This is a genomic window from Pseudomonadota bacterium (genome assembly GCA_018823285.1).
GTDB lineage: Bacteria > Desulfobacterota > Desulfobulbia > Desulfobulbales > JAGXFP01 > JAHJIQ01.
Genome location: JAHJIQ010000016.1, coordinates 88,642 through 107,299, shown reverse-complemented (window position 1 = coordinate 107,299; position 18,658 = coordinate 88,642). Strand labels below are relative to the sequence as shown.

The 18,658-nt window shown below is 52.4% G+C and carries 18 protein-coding genes; 5 read left to right on the top strand and 13 right to left on the bottom strand.

The window, feature by feature from the left end; genetic code table 11:
* The coding region (locus tag KKG35_05430) for a hypothetical protein (GenBank protein MBU1737562.1) at positions 1-247 on the top strand (247 nt) is incomplete at its 5' end.
* Complete coding sequence (locus KKG35_05425) at positions 244-2,202, top strand: DUF4445 domain-containing protein (protein ID MBU1737561.1); 1,959 nt, start codon at positions 244-246, stop codon at positions 2,200-2,202. The genes KKG35_05430 and KKG35_05425, both read left to right, overlap by 4 nt.
* Positions 2,203-2,206: 4 nt before the next feature.
* Here KKG35_05425 and KKG35_05420 read toward each other — a convergent pair whose 3' ends face one another.
* The 11 genes from KKG35_05420 to KKG35_05370 all read right to left on the bottom strand — a co-directional run bounded on the left by KKG35_05420 (position 2,207) and on the right by KKG35_05370 (position 11,876).
* Entirely contained in the window at positions 2,207-2,638 is a 432-nt protein-coding gene (locus tag KKG35_05420; protein MBU1737560.1) for a 4Fe-4S binding protein, read from the bottom strand.
* Positions 2,639-2,713: 75 nt separating this feature from the next.
* Positions 2,714-3,313, bottom strand: coding sequence for an AAA family ATPase (locus tag KKG35_05415; GenBank protein ID MBU1737559.1), 600 nt, complete (start codon positions 3,311-3,313; stop codon positions 2,714-2,716).
* A complete protein-coding gene (locus tag KKG35_05410; GenBank protein MBU1737558.1) occupies positions 3,297-4,301 on the bottom strand; it encodes a hypothetical protein in 1,005 nt (334 codons plus the stop codon). Before KKG35_05410 ends, KKG35_05415 begins: the two co-directional genes overlap by 17 nt.
* Positions 4,302-4,343: 42 nt before the next feature.
* Positions 4,344-5,276, bottom strand: a complete 933-nt coding sequence (locus tag KKG35_05405; protein ID MBU1737557.1) for a carbohydrate kinase family protein — start codon at positions 5,274-5,276, stop codon at positions 4,344-4,346.
* Between the two features lie 42 nt (positions 5,277-5,318).
* On the bottom strand, positions 5,319-5,663 hold the full coding sequence (locus KKG35_05400; GenBank protein MBU1737556.1) for a PilZ domain-containing protein: 345 nt from the start codon (positions 5,661-5,663) through the stop codon (positions 5,319-5,321).
* A 70-nt stretch (positions 5,664-5,733) separates the two neighbouring features.
* Complete coding sequence (gene cmk, locus KKG35_05395; protein MBU1737555.1) at positions 5,734-6,408, bottom strand: (d)CMP kinase; 675 nt, start codon at positions 6,406-6,408, stop codon at positions 5,734-5,736.
* Positions 6,409-6,412: 4 nt separating this feature from the next.
* Positions 6,413-7,564: a histidinol-phosphate transaminase gene (locus KKG35_05390; protein MBU1737554.1), complete on the bottom strand. Its 1,152-nt coding sequence runs from the start codon at positions 7,562-7,564 to the stop codon at positions 6,413-6,415.
* A 62-nt stretch (positions 7,565-7,626) separates the two neighbouring features.
* Entirely contained in the window at positions 7,627-9,087 is a 1,461-nt protein-coding gene (gene gatA, locus KKG35_05385; protein ID MBU1737553.1) for an Asp-tRNA(Asn)/Glu-tRNA(Gln) amidotransferase subunit GatA, read from the bottom strand.
* Positions 9,088-9,187: 100 nt separating this feature from the next.
* Positions 9,188-9,472 carry an Asp-tRNA(Asn)/Glu-tRNA(Gln) amidotransferase subunit GatC gene (gatC, locus tag KKG35_05380; GenBank protein MBU1737552.1) on the bottom strand — a complete coding sequence of 95 codons (285 nt, stop codon included), beginning with the start codon at positions 9,470-9,472 and terminating at the stop codon, positions 9,188-9,190.
* A 117-nt stretch (positions 9,473-9,589) separates the two neighbouring features.
* Positions 9,590-10,645 carry a response regulator gene (locus KKG35_05375; GenBank protein MBU1737551.1) on the bottom strand — a complete coding sequence of 352 codons (1,056 nt, stop codon included), beginning with the start codon at positions 10,643-10,645 and terminating at the stop codon, positions 9,590-9,592.
* 166 nt (positions 10,646-10,811) lie between these two features.
* On the bottom strand, positions 10,812-11,876 hold the full coding sequence (locus tag KKG35_05370) for a histone deacetylase (GenBank protein MBU1737550.1): 1,065 nt from the start codon (positions 11,874-11,876) through the stop codon (positions 10,812-10,814).
* Positions 11,877-12,071: 195 nt separating this feature from the next.
* On the opposite strand from KKG35_05370, the gene KKG35_05365 reads away from it, so the two are divergent.
* Positions 12,072-13,370, top strand: coding sequence for a diguanylate cyclase (locus KKG35_05365; GenBank protein ID MBU1737549.1), 1,299 nt, complete (start codon positions 12,072-12,074; stop codon positions 13,368-13,370).
* Here the strand turns inward: KKG35_05365 and KKG35_05360 are convergent.
* Positions 13,358-13,951, bottom strand: a complete 594-nt coding sequence (locus KKG35_05360) for a 5-formyltetrahydrofolate cyclo-ligase (GenBank protein MBU1737548.1) — start codon at positions 13,949-13,951, stop codon at positions 13,358-13,360. The genes KKG35_05365 and KKG35_05360 overlap by 13 nt on opposite strands.
* Before the next feature lie 251 nt (positions 13,952-14,202).
* On the opposite strand from KKG35_05360, the gene KKG35_05355 reads away from it, so the two are divergent.
* Complete coding sequence (locus tag KKG35_05355) at positions 14,203-16,581, top strand: methyltransferase domain-containing protein (GenBank protein ID MBU1737547.1); 2,379 nt, start codon at positions 14,203-14,205, stop codon at positions 16,579-16,581.
* A gap of 18 nt (positions 16,582-16,599) precedes the next feature.
* Here KKG35_05355 and KKG35_05350 read toward each other — a convergent pair whose 3' ends face one another.
* The gene (locus KKG35_05350) at positions 16,600-17,472 is read right to left on the bottom strand and encodes an RDD family protein (protein MBU1737546.1); all 873 of its coding nucleotides are present in this window, start codon (positions 17,470-17,472) and stop codon (positions 16,600-16,602) included.
* A 344-nt stretch (positions 17,473-17,816) separates the two neighbouring features.
* Here KKG35_05350 and mutM point away from each other — a divergent pair, with 344 nt between their 5' ends.
* A complete protein-coding gene (gene mutM, locus KKG35_05345) occupies positions 17,817-18,641 on the top strand; it encodes a bifunctional DNA-formamidopyrimidine glycosylase/DNA-(apurinic or apyrimidinic site) lyase (protein ID MBU1737545.1) in 825 nt (274 codons plus the stop codon).
* Positions 18,642-18,658: the final 17 nt, after the last annotated feature.

The window sequence follows — 18,658 nt, the reverse complement described above, 5'->3', positions numbered from 1 at the left end:
CCCCGATCAGGCCGGTGGTTATGCCCTGGTCTGCGGCCCTCCCTTGATGATCCGCGCCGTTCTCCCCGAACTGAGCGGCATGGGTTATCCGGACGACAGAATTATCACCACTCTTGAGCGGTATATGAAATGCGGGGTCGGGATCTGCCGTCACTGCCATATGGGGTCGCAACTGGTCTGCAAAGACGGCCCGGTCTACTCTCTTGCCCGACTCAAGGAGTTGAACCTGGCGGAATCCGCCCTATGACTCTAGCCCCGCACTCCTGGAAAATTACCCTGTTGCCCGCCGGCATTACCGTGGACGCTGCGGGGACCGAATCCATTCTGAAAGCGGCCAGAAGCGCAGGTATTCATATCAACGCCTCCTGCGGCGGCAGCGGAGTCTGCGGAAAATGCCGGGTCAGGCTGGTCCAGGGGACGGTAGCCGGAGGCACCAGTGAAAAGCTGACTCGCACCGAATACGATACCGGCCTCCGTCACGCCTGCACTTCCATCCCGACTTCCGATATCACCATCGAAATCCCCAAAGAGTCCGGCAGTCTTGCCGGAGGCCTTACCACAGCGGTATCCGAGCGCAACAAGGCCAGTCTTCATAAATTCGACATCGAAGAACTTCGGCGGGAAGGGATTTTCCAGCCACCGGTGGAAAAGCTTTTCCTCGAACTGCCCCGTCCTTCCGCTGTCGACAACATGGCGGACGCCAAGAGGGTGATCCAGGGACTCAGCAACCAATACGATGAACGGGCCATGGTCATCAGCTTATCGGTGCTCCGAAAACTGGGAAGAGTGATCCGGGAAGAGGATTTCAGGGTAACCGTTACGCTGGCGCGCCCGGTCAGGGCCGGCAGGGGCAAGAATTTCATGGTCAACATTCAGTCCGGCAACTGGACCCGGCGCAGCTTCGGCCTCGTCTTTGATATCGGCACGACAACCATCTACGGTCAGTTGATTGACCTCACCAGCGGCAAGATTCTTGCCGGGGAAGGGGCATACAACAGCCAGATCAGTTTCGGCGAGGACGTGATCACCCGGATCATCTATGCCGAGAACGAACAGGGCTTACAGGAGATTTCCGCCCGGGCGGTCGAGACCGTGAACGAAATTATCAGGAACCTGCTGACCAAGGCTACCGTGGACCGGGATGAAATCACCTCCGTGACCCTCGCCGGAAACACCACCATGACCCATCTCTTCCTGGGGATAGAACCCCACTCCATCCGTCGAGCACCCTATGTTCCGGTCTCCACGTTTTTCCCGCCGATGCGGGCCGGAGACATCGGCATAGATCTCCCCCAGCATTGTGTAGCCTTGTTTTTCCCGGCTATTTCCAGCTATGTCGGCGGAGACATTGTGGCCGGAGTGATGGGCTCCGGGCTTTACCGGACCGACAAACTGACCCTGTACATCGATATCGGCACCAACGCCGAAATCGTCATCGGCAACCGGGAGTGGCTGGTTTGCGCCGCCTGTTCTGCGGGTCCGGCCTTTGAAGGCGGTGGCATCACCCACGGAATGCGGGCTGCCGAGGGCGCCATCAAGGACTTCAGTATTGATCAGGAAACCCTGGAACCGATGAACATCACCATCGGCAACAAGCCACCGATCGGCATCTGCGGTTCAGGGCTCTTGATCATCGTTGCCAGCCTGTTACTGGCCGGGGTGATCGACCGGCAGGGCAAATTTTCCCGTCGGCATCAATCCCCACGAATCAGAGAGGGAAGGAGCGGATATGAATATGTTCTGTCATGGCAGGATGAAAACACCTGCGGGCACGATATCACCATCAATGAGGTCGATATCGAAAACCTCATTCGTGCCAAAGCAGCGATCTACGCCGGGGTCAAAACTCTGGTGGAGGAAGTGGGGTTGCAGATCATTGATCTCGAGCAGATCATCCTGGCCGGAGCCTTCGGCAGTTTTATCGACCTTGACGCCTCCATGACCATCGGCCTTCTGCCTGAAGTGGACCCCGGAAAAGTCTTGTACGTCGGCAACGGCTCCCTGATGGGGGGGAGAATGAGTGAGCTCAGCAACCATATCCGCCGGGATGTGGTTGAGGTGGTCAACAGAATGACCAGTTTTGAACTTTCAGAAGTAAACAGTTTTCACAATCAGTACATGGCCTCACTTTTCATGCCGCATACCGACCTGGCACTTTTCCCGGCAACGGCAGTCAAACTCGAGAAAAAATCCAACCCATAACAGATTATCCCTGCAGGGCAATAGAATGCTCCAGGGAAACACACATTGCCCGAACCGGGCAGACATTGACACAAAGTCCGCAGCCGCTGCACTTATTGGGATCAAACAACACCCCCATGTCCGGTCTGCTGATGTACAGTGCCCCGGTGGGACATATTCCGGTGCATGCTCCGCACTGGAAGCATTTGTCGTCATCACGCCGGATCCCCGCAGCGACCCGTTCAACTGCAACGCCACTGTTTTTCAGGTACCCGATCCCTTCATCGACTTTTGCTTTATGCCCCATCAGTTCAAGGACCATCACCCCCTCCTGCTGCAGGTTGATATCGGCCTTGAGGATATTGAAATCCACGCCAAACTGCTTGACCAGCTTACAGATCAGAGGCTGATCGATGGTTTCTTTTGGAAACCTGAGAACAAACATACGATTATACATGCTTCTTTCCCCTCAACCTTGCCTGCTCGGAAAAAGGCATAAACAGCTATGCCGACCGGCATCAAGTACACGAAATTAACCGGCACTGTCCATCCGCCCCGGAGCTTTACCGAGACCGACCGACATTGCTTCAAGATGATCCAGCAGGGCATCTATCGGCTGGTCAGTATAAATTTTGATCAGAATATCATCAGGGAGTTCATCAGGTGTTGCAAATCGTTCTTTCTGGGCCTGATAGATTTCCCATCTTCCATCCGAGACCGCCTCCTGATCCCTGCTTCTTTTTACAAGACGCTCCTTTACCACATCTTCCGGACAAATGCAGTAAACAAAACATATCCTTGTGCCATGATCTGCGGCCAGCATCCTGACCCGATCACGCTCACTTTTCTGTTGATAAGACGCATCAAGAATCACACTGTTCCCGGCAGCAATCTCATTTCTTGCCCGATCCAGCAATTCGTTATAGGTCCTCAGGGTAAAATCGCGCGAGTAAATACCCTGTCCCGGTGCCTCCACTTCTCTCGTCGTGGGAGGAAGTCCGGCCAGCTCTTTTCTGAGCCGGTCGGAATTATAATGGGCAAGGTGGTGTCTTTTCGCCCAGGCTTCGGCGAGAGTGCTTTTCCCTGTCGCAATCATCCCGAAAAACACCCATATATCAGGGGGTCTCTGCATAGCTCATTGCCAGTTCAAAATATCGGGCTGCCTGTACAAGTCCACCGCGCCTTGTCTCCTCGTTCACATCCGGATCATGAGCTGTCAATAAACCGATCTTTCCCCGCACACAGGCCCGGTAACATTTATAAAAATTCAACACTGCCCACAACCCCGGATCCGCCGCTTTTTCAGCGAACTTCATCACAAACCTTTCAGATAATTCATCCAGACCATGGTAATCAAGATCCATGGCCAGAAAGGCAATGTCACTTGCCACATCACAGCAGCGAAGCCGCCGGCTGAATTCAATACAGTCAAATATATATATTTTATCGGCCAGACAGATGTTGGCAGAGTAGAGATCCCCGTGGCAATCCCTGATCCATCCCTCCCTGATTCGTGTGGCAAAAACATTTTTTCTGGTCAGAAAATCAAGGGCATACAAGCGAATCTTTCCATACTCCTCCTCGCTGAGGGAAGGACAGCCGACAAAGGGCTCAGATTGAGTAAAATTTTCCAGAATATTTGCCTGCACCACATCGACACTGCCAAATCCATCAATCTCAGTCCCCCGGGCGGCATGTTGATAGAAGGGGATCAGGGTCTCAACAAGGGCATCGACCAGTTCCGCAGTAAAAAGACCGGCACCAATAACCCGCTCCATCATCCTCTCATCGGGCATCCGCACCATTTTTACGGCATATTCAACCGGCACTCCCTTATCGCCGCCCATGAAATAACACCCTGCCAGCTCTTTGATCTCCACCACTTCGAGATAGATATCCGGGCACAGTCGGCGGTTCAAAACCACTTCTTCGGTACAGTAATGCTTTCGTTTGGCAAGAGTGCTGAAATCAAGGAATCCAAAATCAACCGGTTTTTTAATCTTGTAGACATACTCACCGGCGAGCAGCACGTATGAAATGTGGGTCTGTACCAGCTTGATATCGCCGGTATCGTGTTGGTAGGCCTCAGCCTTCAGGAGGGAGTTTATAAATGTATACAATATGTTCCGGCAAAGGTGTTCAATATTTAGTGATCGGGTCTCTCAGATGGCATATCCAAACTCGTTTTTAAATCGCTCAAAGATGCGCTCGGCGGCGACACCATGATTCTGGGTCCCATGCTGCTCGATCTTGATGGCGCCCATCAAAGAGGCCAGCCGACCGGTCGTTTCCCAGTCCAGATCGTTCATCAACCCATAAAGAAGACCGGCCCGATAAGCATCGCCGCAGCCGGTAGGATCTTCCATCTGTGACACCCTGGCCGTCGGAATTGAAAACTGCTTGCTGCCAACCCGGATCATTGACCCTTTTCCGCCCCTGGTGATAATGAGAGCCTTCACCCGCTCGGCAATCCCGCTTTCATTGAGCCCGGTACGATCCTGGACCAGCTGCCACTCATAATCGTTCACAGTCAGCCAGGTTGCCTGATCCATAAAACGCAGGAGATCATCCCCGTCAAACATCGGCAACCCCTGACCGGGATCAAAAATAAAGGGAATCCCTGCTTCAGCAAACTCTTCGGCGTGCCGGATCATGCCATCCTTGCCATCCGGAGAGACAATCCCGAGTGAGACATCCAGGGCCTGGGAGACCTTGTTCTCATGCGCGAAATTCATCGCACCGGGATGAAACGCGGTGATCTGGTTGTCATCCATATCCGTAGTGACAAAGGCCTGGGCGGTAAAGGTGTTGGCAATCTGCGTGACATGATCCCGCCTGACCCCGCACTTGTCCATCCATGCTGCATAAGGCCCGAAATCCTCCCCGACCGTCCCCATGGGCAGGGCGTTCCCACCAAGAAGGTTCAGGTTGAAGGCAATATTCCCGGCACATCCGCCGAATTCCCGCCGCATCTCCGGCACCAGAAAGCTGACATTTAAAATATGTACCTTGTCGGGCAGAATATGGTTTTTGAAACGGTCATGGAAAACCATGATATTGTCAAAAGCAAATGACCCACAGATAAGCGCTTGCATAAAAACCGGTCCCTCTTTTATTTCACATCCATACTGGGGGGGTTAGTCGTTGAACCCCAGCTCGTTAATAAGTTTGCTGATGATGACCCGGGCAGCATTATCGAGTCCGGAGATTTCAAACCCGGTAGCGAAAAAATCAGGGTTGATGTCCTTATCGGCCCATAGGCTCCGCCCGGTGAAATGCAGGTCTTGGTCGGTAAAATATTCTTCCGGCAACTGCATCTTCAACTTGTACTCCTTGCCGGTCTTGATCGGGTCCTTGCTTACCAGCTTGATCCCTTTGGTCGTAATGTCCACCAGATGGCCAAGGATCTCGCCACTCTCATCGTAGACATCAAGATAAAAGATCAGGTGCCGCCTTTTTAAACGCCGGGTATCATCATCCATAACTGCCTCCACATTCCAGGTTAATGTATTCACTCTCTTCGCAGCATATCATACCCGGCAGCTTTCGGGCTCAGCGATCAGCAGCTTGTATACATTTCACCATGAAATGGATGACTTCATCAATAGTCATTTTGGAAGAATCAACAATCACTGCATCTTCGGCAGGTTTTAACGGAGAAAGCGACCGGGCGCTATCGGCCTCATCCCTCTGCACAATCTGCTCAAGAATTTGCCCTTCATCAAATACCTGGCCCTTTTCCTGCAGCTGGAGGACCCTCCTCCGAGCTCTTTCCTGAGGCGAGGCATCGAGAAAGAATTTCCAGCGCGCATCGGGGAAAACCACTGTTCCCATGTCCCGCCCTTCAGTAACAACCTCACCTTTCCCGCCGATCTCGCGCTGCAGGGCGGTGAGTTTTTCCCGAACGGGCCGGAGTGCTGAAATTCTTGATGCGATCATCGACATTTCCGGCGTCCTGATCATTCCTGAAACATCCTCTTGATCGAGCAGGACACTCGTGCCGCCGGCAACTGCCTGAAGTTTCAGATCCAGCTCATCAAGGAGTGACTCGAGCGCTCCCTCATCTTCCGGGTCTATCCCACTGTTGTGGACTTTCAAACCGACAGCCCGGTACATGGCTCCGGTGTCAAGATAGGCAAATCCCAGTTTTGCGGCAAGCAGACTGCTGATCGTACTTTTCCCGGCCCCGGAAGGGCCGTCGATGGTTACAATCCGGCTTCCAGCCACAGCCTCAGACCCCTTTAAGTTCAGCCAGAACTGCAGCAAGAGAACGAACCAGACGCTGGTTTTCCGCCGCTAAGCCCACCGTAATCCGGATAAAATCGGGATAGCCGTAGGCAGCCATAGGGCGGATGATGACTCCCCGACGAAGCATGGCATCATAGAGCTTCCGGCCGTCGCACCCCACATCCACCAGAAAGAAATTGGTATTGGTTTCAAAGACCCGGCAACCGAGTGCCGAAATCTCCCTGGTCAACCAGGCGATTCCATCCCCGGTCATGGTCATGGTGTTGCGGTAATGCTCGTCATCATCCAGGGCCGCCAGGGCGCCAATCTGGGCCGGAAGGTTCACATTGAATGGCTGTCTCACCCTGTGCAGATACCCGGCTATCTCACTATTCATCAGACCGAAACCTATCCTGAGCCCGGCAAGCCCGTAAGCCTTGGAAAAAGTCCTCAACCCGACTACCGCTTTCGTGCCATTGAGATATTTGCGAACATCGATTTTTTTTTCTGCGTCGACAAAATCCACATACGCCTCGTCAAGCGCCACGACCACCCCCTCGGGTACCCGCGAAAGAAATGCCTCGAACTCTGCCGCGGAAAAGGCGACTCCGGTCGGGTTGTTCGGGTTGTCGAGAAAAATGAGCCGGGTCCGTTCATTGATTTCGTCGGCAATTCGCTCCAGGTCATGTGCCACTCCAAGGGACCAGCCTGTTCCGGGCGCGGACTTTTCGACCTCTCCAACACTCTTAAGAGGCACCACCCTGTTGACCCCGCCCCGGGCCTGAACCATTTTCTGATAGACAAGAAAAGTCGGCAGGCTCGTGATCACCTCATTTCCCGGCTCCATGAAGGTTGCCACCAGAAGTTCGATCACTTCATTGGAACCGTTGCCGAAAACGATCTGTTCGGGAAGAACACCAAGCTTCTCGGCCAGCCCGGCGGCAAGATAATAATTGCTGCCATCGGGATAGCGATGCAGTTTGCCGAGTGCTGCAGAAATCGCGGCAACTGCCTTTGGTGACGGACCGAGTGCGTTTTCGTTCGATGCCAGCTTTATCGACCCGCTGACCCCGTATTCCCGTTCAAGTTCCTCAATGGGTTTTCCAGGTGGATACGGGACAAGGGTTTCGATATTCTCAGGAACTTTAATTTTCATCATGCCACCCGGCCCGGCAAAATCGGGCTCCGCTCACTGATCTGAAAAGTAGTTGTCTTGATTTAAATACCGGTCGCTTTCCTGCCTGCGATACCAAGATCCTGTTCAAGCCTGAAGGCAGCCTGCAAAATCTTTTCCTCGGCAAAATGCGGGCCCTGAATCTGGATCCCGATGGGCAAGCCACCTCTGCTGAAACCGCAGGGCAGAGACATGCAGGGAACCCCTGCCAGATTGGAGGGAATTGTCAGTACATCGGAAAGATACATGCTCAATGGATCATTGATCTTTTCGCCGATCCGCCATGCCGGAGTGGGTGCCACCGGTGAAACAAGAATATCGCACTGGCCGAATGCCCTGCGGAAATCCTCAACGATCAGGGTCCTGACCTGCAATGCCTTACGATAATAGGCATCGTAGTAACCGGCCGAAAGCGCATAGGTGCCGATCATGATCCGCCTCTTCACCTCACCGCCGAACCCCTCGGACCGGGTCCTGCGATACATCTCCAGTAAAGATCCGGAATCGGCTGCCCGATGACCGAACCTGACCCCGTCATATCGTGCCAGATTCGAGCTTGCCTCGGCAGGGGCAATGACATAATAGGCGGCAACCCCATATTCCGTATGGGGCAGGGAAACGTCAACAATCTCCGCCCCGGCTTCGGCAAGAAGCCGGATCCCCTCCCGAACCGCCCGGTCAACCTCAGGATCAAGCCCCTCGACAAAATATTCCCTGGGGACACCAACCTTCATCCCGACAACACCTTTGTTGAGCGAATTGCCATAATCGGGCACCGGGGTGTTCACCGAAGTGGAATCCCGCTCATCGTAGCCACTCATGACCTGCAGCATGAGAGCGCAGTCCCGAACATCTTTCGCGAAAGGCCCCAGCTGATCAAGTGACGAGGCATAGGCGATCAGGCCATATCGCGAGATCCTGCCGTAAGTCGGTTTCAGGCCGACAACCCCGCAATGAGATGCAGGCTGCCGAATCGATCCACCCGTATCCGAACCAATCGAAGCAATACATTCATCAGCGGCAACTGCGGCGGCGGATCCACCACTTGAACCTCCGCAGATATGCTCAAGACTCCAGGGGTTGCGGGGGGTCCCGAAGGCGCAGGTCTCGTTTGAAGAGCCCATCGCAAACTCATCCATGCTTGCTTTGCCGAGGATAACCGCGCCTGCATTTTTTAGACGGGTGACCACGGTCGCATCATAAGGAGGAATGAAACCATCAAGTATTTTCGAACCACAGGTTGTCCGAAGACCTTCGGTACACACAATATCCTTCAAGGCGAGCGGAATACCGCAAAGCGCTCCGTTCTCGCCGGCTGAGATAGCCTGGTCTGCCTCTTCAGCCCCTCGCAACGCATTTTCCCGGTCCAGGGTTATATACGACCCAACCTTCCCTTCAATCTGGTCAATCCTTTTCAGAACGGACAAGGTGATGTCAGTGGAAGAAAATTCTCCTGCGGCGAGGCCTTTCTTCAGTTCGTGAATCGTCTGGGAATATAGTTTCATTTTTCTGTGAATTATCTCGGATTGGTTGCCGGACAAAAAATAACGGATCCTTTACAAAGAGATCCGCTTCCTGAATTAAAATGTACTTTTACAAAAAGATCTAAATCACCTTCGGCACAACAAAAGACTCGCCGTTCCGGGCCGGACCATTTGCCAACGCCTTTTCCTGGGTCAGCGAATCTTTCAGGACATCTTCCCGGAAAGCATTGGTGATAGATATGGCGTGGGTTGTGGGTTCAACCCTGCCCGTGTCAAGTTCATTCAACTTGTCAACATAGGCCAGGATGCGATCAAGCTGACCTGCCATCTCAATGGTCTCTTCAGGGCTCAATTCAAGCCGGGCCAGTTTTGAAACATATTCCACTTCTTCAGCTGTTATCTTCATGCCGAGAACAATTAACGCAAATAACTAGTCAAGTCAAACAATCTTTGGCTGGAGAAAGGCCGGGGACACGGGGCCGAACGTCATTGCCGGGCTCCGAATGAGGACGTGCGAAAAACATTAAGTGACAGGGAGATCCTTCAGTAGAACTTCGCTGAAAATCTTCACGATATCAGGATCAAACTGAGTACCAGAACATTTTTTCAGCTCCATGATCCCTTCATCCCGATTCATATTGGTTTTGTAGCTTCGTTTGGAGGTCATCGCATCGTAACTGTCGGCAACAGTGATAATCCGGGTCAGGAGATTGATCTCTTCCCCCACCAGCCCGTCAGGATAACCCCTCCCGTCAAGCCTTTCATGGTGGTGCCTGACAATATCCCCCTCTTCGCTCAGGAAACCAAGCGGTTTAATGATGTTTTCCCCGATTTCCGGGTGTTTTTTTACCGTGAGCCATTCCTCGTCGGTCAGCGGTCCGGGCTTGCCGATACAGCTGTTATCAATCACCAGTTTGCCGATGTCATGCACTCTGCAAGCCCTCTGCAATACAATGAGCTCATCATCCGGGATTCGCAATGCCAGACCGATTCGCTTGGAATATTCGGTCACCCGGGTTGTGTGGCCGGCGGTATACCAGTCTTTTTCCTCCAGCGCCACTTGTAAGGTGGCGAGGGCGCTTACGGCGGAAATCTCAAGATTATTGCTGTATTCCTCAAGGAGGTCGTTCTTCTCGGCCAGTTCCCTGGTCTTCTCCCTGACTTCTTTCTCCAGATTCGCCTTGTAGACCCTTTCCTGCTGGACATACATCCTCTTCTCGATCGCTCGCTGGATCTTGACATTGAAGAGATCAAGATCTTCTATGGGCTTTGAAATAAAATCATACGCCCCGAGATTGATTGCCTTTACCGCATACTCCATACTGCCGGCGCCGGTCAGAAAGAGAACCGGGATCCCGTACCCTTTCTCATTGATCGCCGACATTGTCTGAAACCCGTCCATTCCGGGCATATTGATATCCAGAATAATGACATCAAAATCACTGGTCAGCGCTGCCAGGGCCTCCTCGCCGCTGGGCCTGGAAACTACCGAGTAACCAAACATTTCAAGGATCTTGACGACCGCCTCACGAACCAGGCTGTCATCATCTGCAATCAGTATCTTGGTTTCTCTGTCCATTTATGATGTCTTCTTCGAAACGGTGTTCAGGGATTGTAATGGTTTTGGGCAACGATTCTGCCCCCTGGAAAAGTATATCTAAAATAATTTCCCGATTACAAACCTTTTTATTAAAACGAGATATTGGAATCAAGCTGGTCAGACTGGAATGGCAACTCAAGCGGGTTTAAAAATCCCAGAAAGAGGAAAATTCCCTGCGTAAAATTTCAAGTGCTCCATCAGGCAAACGGCCGTTCCCAAAATGTGCCCCCCCCAGAACATCGACCCTGTTCCGAATTCCCTCCAGGAACTCAGTCCCGGAAAGCTCACCGAGTGAGGCAAGGACGCCATCCCGCAACCCTTTGAGATTGTAACCACCTTCAAGAGTCAGCAGCAATCGACCTCCACACAGTTCATCGGCAAGAGTCCTGACCACCCTGGTCATGTATCCGAATCCGGCGTCACTGACCGCCATCGTCCCCAGAGGGTCCTCAACATAAATATCATATCCGGCCGAGACCAGAATCATCTCTGGCTTATACTGCCTGGCGATCGGGGTCAGCACGTCATTGAAGATTGCCGCATAGGAACTGTCGCTCTGCCCACCGGATAAAGGCACATTGACATTGAAGCCGCGCCCCTTGCCCGAGCCGATTTCCTGCAGGGCCCCGGTGCCCGGATAATAGGGAAACATGTGAGTGGAAAAATACAGGACCTGATCTGTATCATAGAACGAATGCTGGGTCCCGTTTCCATGGTGCAGGTCCCAGTCGATGATCAGCACCCGTTCCAGACCAAGATCATGGATCGCGCTGGCGGCTCCGACCGCCACATTATTGAAAAGACAAAAACCCTTCGCCCGGTCTGCTTCGGCATGGTGACCGGGCGGTCTGACCAGAGCAAAAACAGCATCGGCTTCTCCCGCTGAAAGCATCCGGCAACCCTGGACAACTGCCCCGGCGGCAAGCCTCGCGGCGTCATAGGATCCCGCAGAGGTGCCGGTATCGGGGTCAAGACTCTCAAATGGCCGCCCAGCCGTTGCCGCAACTCTGGCAATATGATCCGGAGTATGAATCAGGGCCAGCGTCTCTTCGGAGGCCATCTCGAGTTCCGGAAAGACAAAACCCTCTCCCGTGATTCGCTGATCAAGCCCCCTGTAGATTGCCTCAAGACGATCGGGCGACTCAACATGGTTAAAACCTGGGTCATGCTCCAGAAATCTCTGATCCCTCATGATTGCCGTCGTAGACATTTCTTTCTCCGTACTGTTCATACTTGATTTTACCCTTATAAAAGTTACCGCACAACCTTTCTGCGAAACGTGCGGGGCCGTTGACGATCATTGCCGGCTGCGCGAGCGACATTATTTGCATTAATAGATTATATAAGTTATTTTTGCGGATTATCCTGCGCCGGATTTCTAATACAAGCCAGAGAACGTAATCGGATGCCCACTGAAAATCCACTCTCAAAACCTGCAGTTGAGCATCAGGAGACAAAATCTCTTTCCAGTTCCGATTTCGTTAAAAGATATGTCGGGATCATTTCCATTGTCAGCTTTGTTCTGATCATCACCATTTTCGGCGGATTTCAGGCGAGAACCCAGAAACTTCTCAAAGACCGGCTTCTCCATGAGGCGCGGGCATTCTTTCAGGAAATTGTTCAGACCCGTCACTGGATCATCAAGGAAAACGGGGTTTATGTCAAGAAAAGCCCCGGCATGTGGATCAATCCGAGCCTGGCCGATATCAAGGGATTGAAAACCTCCATAACCGACAGCGACGGCAACACCTATCTGCTGCGCAGTCACGCCGCAATCACCCGGAAGATATCCCAGCTCGGGCAGGAGGAACGGCTCTTTGAAATCAATATCACCAGCTTAAATCCATTGAGCCAGCTGAATACGCCCGACAGCTTTGAAAAAACCGCCCTCACCATTTTTGAAAGAGGACCCGCCGAATTCTACAGATTTGAGAAAACCCCCAGCGGGCAGATGTTTAGATACATGGCCCCTCTCCATACCGAACAATCCTGTATAGACTGTCATGTCGGCTACGAGGTCGGAGATATCCGTGGCGGCATCAGCATCTCGATCCCGGCAGAAAACCTCAAACACGAAATAACCGAAACCCTGATCTATACCGTCGTTTCCGCCATTGCCCTGCTCACCCTTTTACTCTCGGTCATTATCTACATCGCCCAGCGGTTCATCAGGGACCTGAAGAAGTCCGAAGAAAAACTCTACCAGCTCGCAACAACCGATTCCCTGACCGGCCTCCTGAACAGAGGCGAAGGTATCAGGCGATTCCAGCAGGAAATCTCCAGATCACTCCGCAGGCATCAGGCGCTTTCGATATTGCTCCTCGATATCGACTATTTTAAAAAAATTAATGACAACTTCGGCCACCAGGTCGGAGATGTTGTGATCCAGCAGGTGTCGGACATCCTTGTCTCCATCCTGCGGAATTATGATATTGTCTGCCGCTACGGAGGGGAAGAGTTTCTGGTGGTCCTGCCGACTACTGATCTGCAGAAAGCGGTGGAAACAGCAGAGCGAATCCGTAAAATGATCGAAGCGATGGAGATGACAGAGGATGAACATGGTGCGATCTTCCGGCTGACTGTCAGCCTCGGCGTTTCAGCGTTGAAATCCGGGGATTCGCTTGACGGCCTCATCTACAGAGCCGACAACGCCCTCTATATCGCCAAACAGGAGGGAAGAAACCAGGTCCACTACATCGAGTAAGCCCCGCTCATGTGCCCCGCGAATCGGTACACCCCTTGTTCGGTCACCAGGGCATCAAGCGGTTGATCATGGATTTCAAGCGGAAGCTTTTCCACAATCTGCAATTCAAAACCGAGTCCGACACGTAGCGCCCGGCAGTCATCCGCCGCCAGAAACCGGTCATAAAACCCGCCGCCATAACCAAGGCGACCGCCGTTCAGGTCAAAAGCGCTGCCGGGCAAAACCACAACATCAATCTCGGCAGCAGCAACCTCGGCGGTTCTGGACGCATCGGGTTCCTGAATTGAACAGTATCCGGGTTTCAGATCTTTTTCCAGATCAGCAATCAGGCGCGGGGTCAGCGTTTTATGGAGGGGATCGGAAACCGGCAGAACAACTCTGATCCCCCTTTCCCGGGCAACCTTCATCGCCCTGAAGGTTTCGACCTCCGACCTGAAACTGGCATAGAACATCACCATCCTGCCTGGAGCAATCTCTTTGATCCGGAAAAGGTTGGCAGTCGCCGCCTCGCTCATCCGAATCACCTCTGCCTTGCTTAAACCATCCCTTGCCGTCAGCCGCTCACGTCTGTGATCTTTCATATCGGGCCACATCCCGTGACAATCGTTTGAACACCCAAAGTTATACACTTACACCCGTGTAGGGGGCACAAATAACCATCTGGATCCATTCTCAGCAGCTCACTGTGATGAGCCTCCCTGGATTTAATACAGATAATCGGCTTGTAATAGTTGACCGGCAAAGCTCAATCCATTATCACTTGATATTTGGAATTTAAAGGTAAAATGTCTTTGCCGGAATACTAACATAACAGAACACAGCGAAACAAGAGATGACAGAAACAGAGCAGAACCCCCTTTCCCGCTGGCAACGCCTCCTCTACGATAAAACCCCGATTTTTGTGGCCCCGGAAAAACCGGATTGGTTCGTTCCGGGGCCTACCGCCGACGCACTGCTTCGAAATCCTCTGGGAAATTCCGGTCATCCGCTCTCTCTGGAGCTGCTCGCTTTGCAGACCGCATGTGGTGAGACCCATCCCTATCTCGGCAGATCATCGCATTTGAGCCTGAACGGCCTGAAAGAGTGCTGGTTTCATCTGACCAACAGATGCAACCTTGCCTGCAAACACTGCCTGTTCTCGTCATCTCCAAAGCGGGAAGAGTCCATCGACCCCGACCTTTTAGCAAAAGGGATACAGGAGGCCAGAGAGATGGGCAGCCCCCTGTTTTATTTCACCGGTGGAGAGCCCTTTGTCTATCCTGGTTTTCCCGAACTGGTCAAAGAACTTCTTACTGATCCGGAGACCCATGTGGTCATCCTGACCAATGGTCTTCTCCTTGAAGAGAATATCGAACTTATCGCCCGGCTTGATACAGAAAGGCTGCATTTGCAGATCAGTCTGGACGGGCTGGCTGACCATCACGACCTTCTCAGGGGAAAGGGCACTTATAAAAGACTCATGTCTGCTCTGGAGACTCTGGCCGCCAGAGATGTCCCTGCTACCCTGTCGGTGGCCGTCAACAGAATTAACTACAAGGATCTCCCGGCCATCACTGAACTTGCCGCCGGAAAGAACATTTCCAATCTTCATTTCCTCTGGCATTTCGTAAGAGGAAATGGGTGTCCGGAACAATTCGTTGATCCGGCAAAGATTTTTCCGGAACTTGTCAAAGCCCATCAGATAGCGGAAAAAAACGCGGTCATTATCGATAACATCGAAAATATCCGCAGTCAGGTCTTCAGCTCTCCCGGAACCAGGTTTGATATGAGCAATGCGGGCTGGGAATCTCTGGCCATCGGACCAGACGGCAACATATACCCATCCCCGGCGATGGTCGGTCTCCCGGAAATTGTCTGCGGCAATCTTGCCTCCGGCCTGAAAAATGTCTGGCAGGAAAGCCCTGTTTTCAAAGCGGTCAGAAAAGCAACCGTTCTTGACTCCTCAGCTGACCGCCCTTTACGCTTTATCACCGGGGGCGATGACATCGATCACAGTTACATGCGAGGAGGAAAATTTACCGGCCATGATCCCTATCTTCCATTATATGAATCAATTGCCCTTTGGCTGATTGCCACCCGAAGCGAAAAATACCCAATCCGGAATCCAGGTGAGATCAGACTCAGGATGGGTGATGTGCGGCACGACTGCCCCGATGGAGGGCAGGACGTCTCACTCACCCACTGCAACTGTGTTATTTCGCTGGCCGGTGACCACGGGCATCATTCGGTCAGAGAATTCTATGCCAGAGCGGCCGAGACCACAAACAAGGAAATCGTCAACCCCTTTATCCCGGCCAGAAGCGGTCTGGATTTTATCCCGTCCGCATCCAGAAACAGATCGTACGGTTGCGGCAGCCCGGTTCATGACGCTCAGCCTAAACCAGGAGAAACCCTGGTGGATCTAGGAAGCGGCAGCGGCGTGGAATGCTTTCTGGCCTCGGCGGCAGTCGGCAGAGAAGGTCGGGTGTTCGGTATAGATATGACCCGGGAAATGCTTGATCTGGCCGAAAAATCGAAACTCTCAGTTATTGAAGAGCTTGGCTACGATAATCTGCAATTCACCTACGGTTTTCTTGAAGACATTCCTTTGCCGGATTGTGAAGCAGACGTGGTGATTTCGAACTGCGTGATCAACCTGAGTCCCGATAAACGGGGGACCCTCCATGAGATCTTCCGGATTCTCAAGCCGGGTGGCCGCCTGGTTGTTTCGGATATCGTAACGGATCATTCCGTACCCGTGCAGATCAAAAACAATGAACAATTCCGTGGCGAATGCCTGGGGGGCGCCCTGCAACAGATACACCTGCTGGCCATGTTGCGAGCCGCTGGTTTTCAAGCGACACAGCTCCTGAAGAGATTCCCGTATCGGATGGTTGGCGATACCCGGTTTTACTCCCTTACCTTCAGCTGCCATAAACCGGCCGCCACAAGAAAATGTGAGGTCATCTATCGCGGCCCTCTGGAAGGAGTCTGTTTGCCAGGCGGAGTTTTTCTGGCAAAAGGAGTCAAGGCGACAGTTGAGATCGAGAGCACAATCGGATTGGGGGATGAGTTCTTTGTCATTGACAGCCAGGGAAGAACTGCAAACTCTTCAGCGCAGGATTCCTGTTGCGGGCTGAGCGGAGGCGGGCTAGCATTTTCCCTACCCGCATTTTCTGAAAATCAGGATTCAACTGACAACTGCTGCGGGCAAGTCGGCAAAGGGAAATAACCTTTCAGAAAAATCTTTTCAGGCTTTCACTACCCAGGTATTGCATAAGCGGTCATGCAGGGTTCTTCTCCGTCTATCAAAAAGGGCAACCAGATATCCGATCATCAGGGTCAGGGCGACAACAATAAACTCCCCGCAATATCTGCCGAACGCCAGGCCATATCCAATCTTCGCTCCATCCCCATTCACAATCTTCAGCCTGGCAACCATTTTGCCGGGCGTTGCGCCGAATTTTCCGACAAACCAGGTAATATAAAAAACACCCAGGAGCATGTTGACAACAAGGGTAATGGCAAAAGCATTATTCAGAGTCCCTGCCACGTAATAGTCAGAGAAAAATTTTCGACTTACCCCTTCAACCATGCCGCCAATAGCCAGCATGAAGATCATATCGATAATCTTGGCCATGAATCTGCTCCCGAGTCCACCGCTGACCAGACCGGAAGAATCCCCCGGCTGAACATTCGCCTCATCCTGCAGTTCATGCTTCTTGTGGAGAAGAGCGAGCTTGCATCTCTCACAGACCAACCTTCCCTCATGATCCATCATTTTTGAAGGCTGAAAACTTTTCAGACATTCACTGCAGACTTGATCTCCGGCGGCAAGCGACATGCGTGACTCATTATATGCGAGCCAGTTGTCCATGCCCTTGCACCAGACCAGAGTCTCTGCGCCAATGGTCCCGTCTTTGACCAGCGAATCAAAAACCTGTTGATTCACAGGACCTTTTTTCTCGTCACCTACCGCGTAATACCATTTTGTCTGCTTTGCCGTGCCGTTAACTGCCTCGGCAACAAAGGTTACGGCACAAGCAGGACAGCTTACCCTCTTGCCAGCAAATCCGTCATCGAGCTTCCCCTTCCTGCCGCACTCGGGACATCTGACTATCATCTTTTTCTCCTGTAATATTCGCCGGTCCCACCGACAAACGATTAGTCCCGAAGATTCCCCCCAGAACCTTCAGTGCACCTGAACATGAGCTCCGTTCGGCATGATGCCTTCCATGCCGTTCAGGATGCTCAACCCGACAGCTTTCATCGGACGAGATATTATGTTTTTTTATGTTTACCAAGGATATAAAGGGGTTAACATAGCAGAATTTAAATCACTTGCATATTTATTTTCATGACGGCAAGACTTGTGCTTGTTTTTCCCTTCACGGGGTTCTGCACTGAATGAGTCCCCCCCGACAACTCACTGTCGTTGATCGACAGCAACCGCACCCGGAGGATTACATGCCTGAACTTCCAGAAGTAGAAGTGGTCTGCCGGGGCCTGGCCCCTCTCCTTACCGGACATACAATCCGGAAAATCAGCTACAGCGATTCAAGATTGCGTCTGCCCTACCCTTTGGGGATAGCATCCGAACTGATTACCGGGAGTCCTGTCCGGGCAATCAGGCGCAGGGCAAAATTCATCGTTGTTCATTTCACCAACAATTGTTGTCTGATCATTCACCTGGGGATGACCGGGCGCCTTGGCCTGTTCCCGGCGGATACGCCAGCCCGAAAGCACGACCACGGGTTCTGGCTTCTCGACAACGGCATGGAGTTGCGATTTAACGATACCCGCCGGTTCGGATCAATCCAGGCAACAGTCACAAGGGAGGAGACGGAAAGAGTATTCGAAAACTTCGGGCCCGATCCTTTCTCACCTTCCTTCTGCGCAGCATATCTTCTTGACAAGGCGAAGCAGCGCAAGGGTGCGATTAAAGCTTTTCTCATGGACAATCACGTTGTCCCCGGCATAGGAAACATCTATGCCAGTGAAACATTGTTTGCCGCCGGTATTCACCCGGAAAAACATTCCTGTGACCTGAATCCGAAAGAGTGGCTGGAAATTGTCAGGCAGAGCCGCCGGATCTTAAGGGCTGCCATCAAGAATGGCGGGACAACTATTGCCAATTACGTCAACAGCAGCGGAGAAAAAGGATACTTCCAGGTCAAACTTTCGGTTTACGGCCGAAACGGAATGCCCTGTAAAAAATGTGGGACCCCCGTCCAACGGTCTGTTCTATGTGGTCGGGCGACTTTTTTCTGCCCGGCATGTCAGAAAAATTAACCTTTGCGCCCACTCCC

What these genes read in the sequence shown, in the direction of transcription:
- KKG35_05415 (MBU1737559.1), bottom strand. Translation starts at nt 3,313, where the DNA reads ATGCAGAGACCCCCTGATATATGGGTGTTTTTCGGGATGATTGCGACA.
- KKG35_05355 (MBU1737547.1), top strand. Translation starts at nt 14,203, where the DNA reads ATGACAGAAACAGAGCAGAACCCCCTTTCCCGCTGGCAACGCCTCCTC.
- KKG35_05425 (MBU1737561.1), top strand. Translation starts at nt 244, where the DNA reads ATGACTCTAGCCCCGCACTCCTGGAAAATTACCCTGTTGCCCGCCGGC.
- KKG35_05375 (MBU1737551.1), bottom strand. Translation starts at nt 10,645, where the DNA reads ATGGACAGAGAAACCAAGATACTGATTGCAGATGATGACAGCCTGGTT.
- gatC (MBU1737552.1), bottom strand. Translation starts at nt 9,472, where the DNA reads ATGAAGATAACAGCTGAAGAAGTGGAATATGTTTCAAAACTGGCCCGG.
- gatA (MBU1737553.1), bottom strand. Translation starts at nt 9,087, where the DNA reads ATGAAACTATATTCCCAGACGATTCACGAACTGAAGAAAGGCCTCGCC.
- KKG35_05360 (MBU1737548.1), bottom strand. Translation starts at nt 13,951, where the DNA reads ATGAAAGATCACAGACGTGAGCGGCTGACGGCAAGGGATGGTTTAAGC.
- KKG35_05400 (MBU1737556.1), bottom strand. Translation starts at nt 5,663, where the DNA reads ATGGATGATGATACCCGGCGTTTAAAAAGGCGGCACCTGATCTTTTAT.
- mutM (MBU1737545.1), top strand. Translation starts at nt 17,817, where the DNA reads ATGCCTGAACTTCCAGAAGTAGAAGTGGTCTGCCGGGGCCTGGCCCCT.
- KKG35_05405 (MBU1737557.1), bottom strand. Translation starts at nt 5,276, where the DNA reads ATGCAAGCGCTTATCTGTGGGTCATTTGCTTTTGACAATATCATGGTT.
- KKG35_05390 (MBU1737554.1), bottom strand. Translation starts at nt 7,564, where the DNA reads ATGAAAATTAAAGTTCCTGAGAATATCGAAACCCTTGTCCCGTATCCA.
- KKG35_05365 (MBU1737549.1), top strand. Translation starts at nt 12,072, where the DNA reads ATGCCCACTGAAAATCCACTCTCAAAACCTGCAGTTGAGCATCAGGAG.
- KKG35_05420 (MBU1737560.1), bottom strand. Translation starts at nt 2,638, where the DNA reads ATGTATAATCGTATGTTTGTTCTCAGGTTTCCAAAAGAAACCATCGAT.
- KKG35_05370 (MBU1737550.1), bottom strand. Translation starts at nt 11,876, where the DNA reads ATGTCTACGACGGCAATCATGAGGGATCAGAGATTTCTGGAGCATGAC.
- KKG35_05350 (MBU1737546.1), bottom strand. Translation starts at nt 17,472, where the DNA reads ATGATAGTCAGATGTCCCGAGTGCGGCAGGAAGGGGAAGCTCGATGAC.